Source organism: Mesorhizobium sp. M7A.F.Ca.CA.002.09.1.1 (assembly GCF_003998555.1).
Lineage (GTDB): Bacteria > Pseudomonadota > Alphaproteobacteria > Rhizobiales > Rhizobiaceae > Mesorhizobium > Mesorhizobium ciceri.
Window position 1 is genome coordinate 1 of the sequence record NZ_RZRR01000423.1, and the last position, 4,651, is coordinate 4,651.

Consider the following 4,651-nt stretch of genomic DNA (forward strand, 5'->3'; position numbering starts at 1 on the left):
GTCACGAACCCACGGTCGATCGATTTGGTTGCGGCGCTGCCAGATCTCGGCCAGAGGAGGCCTCGTGGCGCATGAGGAAACGCTCTATGGCGCGGATGATGGCGATCAACAGCAGATTGATCACAAGGTAGAGCACGCCGGCAATGGCGAAGATCTCGAAGATTGCGAAGGTCTGGCTCATCAGCCGCTTGGCGTAGCCGGTGATCTCGAGCACCGTGATCGTCGAGGCAAGGCTGGTCCCCTTGACGACCAGGATGAGCTCATTGCCATAGGCCGGCAGCGCCTGGCGGATGGCGAGCGGAAACTCGATGCGCCGGAACCGCAGCATGCGCGACATGCCGCATGCCTGCGCCGCTTCGACGAGGCCAACCGGAACCGACATCAATCCGCCGCGCAGGATCTCCGACGTGTAGGCAGCCGTGTTCAGCGCAAGCGCCAGCACGGCGCAGCGCGCGCCGTCGCTGATCAACCACCACAAAGCTGCGTTGTCCTTGATCGAGGAAAGTTGGCCAAGCCCGTAATAGAACAGGAAAATCTGCACCAGCAGTGGCGTCCCGCGAAAGACATTGGAATAATATTTGGCAAAGCCTGACAGGAAGCGGTTCGACGACAGTCGCATCAGCGCCAAACCGAGGCCCAGATTGAAGCCGATCAGCACCGAGACGAACGTTAGTGCCGCTGTGACCCACAGGCCCTTGAGCAGGACGGGAACCGCTAGCTGGATGAGATCCATCATAACTACTTTCTCGTCCTCACCCTGAGCAGGCGTTCGATGCCGTCGAACCCGGCCTGGCTGACGAGCGTAATGGCCAGATAAACCACAGCCGCGATCAGGTAGAAGATGAACGGGTGGCGGGTGGAATTGGCGCCAATGAAAGAAATGCGCATCAGCTCCTGAAGGCCGACCACCGAGACCAGGGCCGTGTCCTTGATCGTGGTCTGCCAGACGTTGTTGATTCCGGGAACCGCGATGCGCAGCATCTGCGGCGCGATGATGCGGCGAAAGATCCGGCCGCCCGATAGCCCGAGCGCGCGCGCGGCCTCGATATGCCCATTGGGGATCGCGCCCAGGGCCCCGCGCACGACCTCGGTCGAATAGGCGCCGGAGATCGCGCCGATGGCGATGACCGCGATGACGAACGCATAGCCGCTCTCCGCGACCCCGGCATAGCCGAAAGCGGTCACGACCTTGGTCACGAATTCAACCGAACTGAAAAACAGGAGGTAGATGATGAGCAGCTCGGGCACGCCGCGCACCAGCGAGGTATAGGCATCAACGAGCAGCGAGAGCGGAAATATCCGGGCCCATTTGATCAAGCCGCAGACAATGCCGATCACCAGCCCGGCCGCCATGCTGACGAGACCCACCAGGATCGTTATCGACGCGCCACGCAGGATGGCGGTCACCCAACCCGCTTCCCAAACCTGCCAGAGACCGAATTCCATCTGAGTTGCCCTAGTCTTGTCGTGCCAATGAAGTGCATGCGCCCGGAGCTCCGGGCGCATGCGAGGGTTCCAAGGCGTTATTTGCAGGGCCGGGAAATGTCCGTCTTGAACCATTTCTCGCTTGCCTTGCCGACCGAGCCGTCCGCGATCAGCTCGCAAAGCGCCTTGTCGATCTTGACCTTGAGTTCGGTGTTGTCCTGCGCGATGCCGACGCCGATGCCTTCGCCAAGCGTCGGGTCGTATGTGCTCTTGATCTCAACACCGACCAGTTGGAAGTTCTTGCCGTCAGGCTTGTCCAGAAAATCCTGCAAGGCGGATTGATCGGCGAAAGCCGTGTCGATACGGCCGCTCGCCAGGTCGATCTGCATCTGGTCAAGCGTGTCGTAGGTTTTCAGGTCGGCATTCGGTGCACGCTTCTCGAGGAAATGCGCGTGGGTCGTGCCAGCCTGCACGCCGACCTTCTTGCCGTCGAGCGACTTCAGCAGCGTGTCGACGTCGGTGATCGCGGCCAGATCAGACCCCTTGGCCGCGACGAACATGTTGGCCAGTTCGGCATAGCCGACGCTGAAATTGATCTCCTTCTTGCGATCGGCGGTGATCGACATGCCCGAGATGATGACGTCGAAGCGCTTGGCCTTCAGCGCCGGGATCAACCCGTCGAACGCCTGCACGACAAAATGGCAGGTCACCGCGAGTTTGGTGCACAGCAACGCGCCGACATCGGCGTCGAAACCGGTGACGTTGCCATTGGCGTCGGACATGCTCCATGGCGGGTAGGCGCCTTCCGTTCCGATGGACAACTCGCCTTCGGCCGCCAATGCGCTTCCCATGCTTCCCGCGAGACATGCGAGCAGCGTCAAGACTTTCAGTTTCATATCAGTTCCCCTTGTTGTTGGTCTTCATTGCCGTTGTCCGGTGCGAACCGGACGCTTCGAGAATGCTTCCCTCACAGTGTCCGAGCCAGGAATTGGCGCAGACGCTCCGAGCGCGGGCTGCCGAACAGCTCCGCGGGCGCACCCTCTTCCTCCACCTTTCCCTGGTGGAGAAACAGAACCTTGTGGGAGACCTCGCGCGCGAACTGCATCTCGTGCGTTACGAGGATCATGGTGTTGCCTTCCTCCGCCAGTTGACGGATCACGCGCAGCACCTCGCCGACCAACTCGGGATCGAGCGCCGATGTCGGTTCGTCGAAGAGGATGACTTTGGGACGCATCGCGAGCGTTCGGGCGATCGCGGCGCGTTGCTGCTGGCCGCCTGATAACTGGCCCGGATAATGAGCGTGCTTGTCGGCGAGCCCGACCTTCTTCAACAAAGCGTGCGCATGTTGGATGGCCTTCTCGCGGGGCTCCTTCAAGACGTGCCGGGGCGCTTCGATGATGTTCTCCGCCACAGTCATGTGCGGCCACAGATTGAAGTTCTGGAACACCATGCCGACGCGGGCGCGGATGCGTTCGACCTGCGCCATATCGGCTGGCCCAAGACGGCCGCTCGACAGCGGCTTCATCTTGATCACCTCGCCATCGATGGCGACCTTGCCGCCATCCGGCTGCTCCAGAAGATTGATGCAACGCAGGAACGTGCTCTTGCCCGAGCCCGACGAGCCGATCATGGAAATGACCTCACCGGCATGGGCGGTGAGATTGACGCCCTTCAACACCAAAAGCGAGCCGAAGCTCTTGTGAAGCTCGTCGATCTGCACGGCCGGCGTGGTGATCTTTGCCTTGTCAGCGGGCGCCGGATCGGCCGCGACGGCAGGAAGGGTTGGCGGCGTCTGTTCGCTGCTGGTGTCCTGGGTTATCTCGACGGTTCGCAGGTCCGCCAGCGCACGATCGAAATAGCGCAGGCTGCTGGACAGGCAGGTGCGTTGCCAGTCTGGGTCATCCGGGATGAAGGCGCAACGCAGAGTGTCGCGGATCCGCTTGCCCAACGGCGAATCGAGCTTGCCGAACAGATGCAGCCAGTTGTCGGCCTGGACCGCTTCCATGACAGCCGGCCCGTCCAACGTGCCGCATTCAACGACAAGCGGCAGCACGCGCGCGTTCGGCATTGCCTTGCGGACGGCATCGGAGACATAGCCGGTCGCCGTTGCCGTGATGCCGGTATCGGTCTTGGCGCCCTGGCCTGTCAGGACTGTCGCCAGCGCCGGCCCGAAGATGGATTTGCCCCAGGCAAGGCCGTCATGCTCGGAACTCGCCACAGAAAGCAGAGCCGGATAACCGTAAGGCCCGGCGCCGGTATGCAGGTCGAAGACGATGGCCTGGCGCGCCGCGCCGGCAAAGGTCTTCAGAATTTCGTTCAAGGTGCGGTTCGACCAGACCGGGCCGCCACCGCCGTAGAACATGCCGTCGGCGAACTCATACTGGCCGGCTTCGACGATCGCCGCCAGCCCGGCATGCCCAAGCCTTTTGCGCGCCACGGCGAGCTTCTCGTCGGCCGCTATGCGGTCCGGTCCCTCCCACTCGCGATACGCCATGGCGTCGTGCAGGCCGGCATAACCGTTGTTGACGGGAGCACTTGAAGACCAGTCGATGAAGTTGCGGTTGAGGTCGACATTGTCCTCGTTGACGCGCCGCGACCAAGCCGTACCCCAGGGATTGATGAGGTGAATGGCAAGGATGGCTGTGTCGCCGGGCAGGCGCCGCAGGTGCTTCTGGCCGAGCCACGCGGTCTGGCAAGTCGAGCCGAACGGGCCCTCGACACCATGCGTACCGGAGATGAGCACGATCAGCTTGCGCGCATCGCGGCGGCCAAGCAGCGCCACATCCGTCGCCAGCGTCTCGCCATCCGGGCCGTTCAGCGGATGAACATATTCAGACAGTTCCGCGCCGGCCCGCTCGGCGGCTTCGCGAAATCTCCTGCGAAGGACGGCGAAATCACGGGCATAGGCGGGGGCTGGCTCATCATGGCGCATGGTCGATCCCACCGGATCGCTGGCGGTTGCGGTCAATCCGTTCATTCCCTGTCGTTCCACCGTGGGGCTATTCATCGTTGTGATGGCTCGTGTTCTGAGGTGGCAATCGGCGCTCATTGCCGGAAAGGAGCGGCCTGGAGGACCGGACAAACCAGGCGTCGGAGGGAAGCACCTTGTCGGGGTTCATGATCGACTGATCGTCCAGCGCTCGTTTCACCCGCTCCATCGCGGCGAGCTTCGTCGGGTCAACCGTCGCCAGCAGCGAATGGATGCGCTTGGACCCAACACCGTGCT

The 4,651-nt window shown here is 62.2% G+C and carries 5 protein-coding genes; all 5 read right to left on the bottom strand.

Going from position 1 to position 4,651, the window contains the following annotated elements; translation table 11 throughout:
- Position 1: 1 nt before the first annotated feature.
- Positions 2 to 733 carry an ABC transporter permease gene (locus tag EN994_RS18575; RefSeq protein WP_063170307.1) on the bottom strand — a complete coding sequence of 244 codons (732 nt, stop codon included), beginning with the start codon at positions 731 to 733 and terminating at the stop codon, positions 2 to 4.
- A gap of 5 nt (positions 734 to 738) precedes the next feature.
- Positions 739 to 1,446: an ABC transporter permease subunit gene (locus EN994_RS18580; protein WP_063168719.1), complete on the bottom strand. Its 708-nt coding sequence runs from the start codon at positions 1,444 to 1,446 to the stop codon at positions 739 to 741.
- A 77-nt stretch (positions 1,447 to 1,523) separates the two neighbouring features.
- Positions 1,524 to 2,321 (bottom strand): transporter substrate-binding domain-containing protein, encoded by a 798-nt coding sequence (locus EN994_RS18585; protein ID WP_063168718.1) that lies wholly within the window; start codon positions 2,319 to 2,321, stop codon positions 1,524 to 1,526.
- Between the two features lie 71 nt (positions 2,322 to 2,392).
- A complete protein-coding gene (locus EN994_RS36760; RefSeq protein WP_082826520.1) occupies positions 2,393 to 4,402 on the bottom strand; it encodes a DUF2817 domain-containing protein in 2,010 nt (669 codons plus the stop codon).
- A gap of 22 nt (positions 4,403 to 4,424) precedes the next feature.
- Positions 4,425 to 4,651: FAD-linked oxidase C-terminal domain-containing protein (locus EN994_RS18595; RefSeq protein ID WP_281060171.1), on the bottom strand; the 227-nt coding region annotated here is incomplete at its 5' end.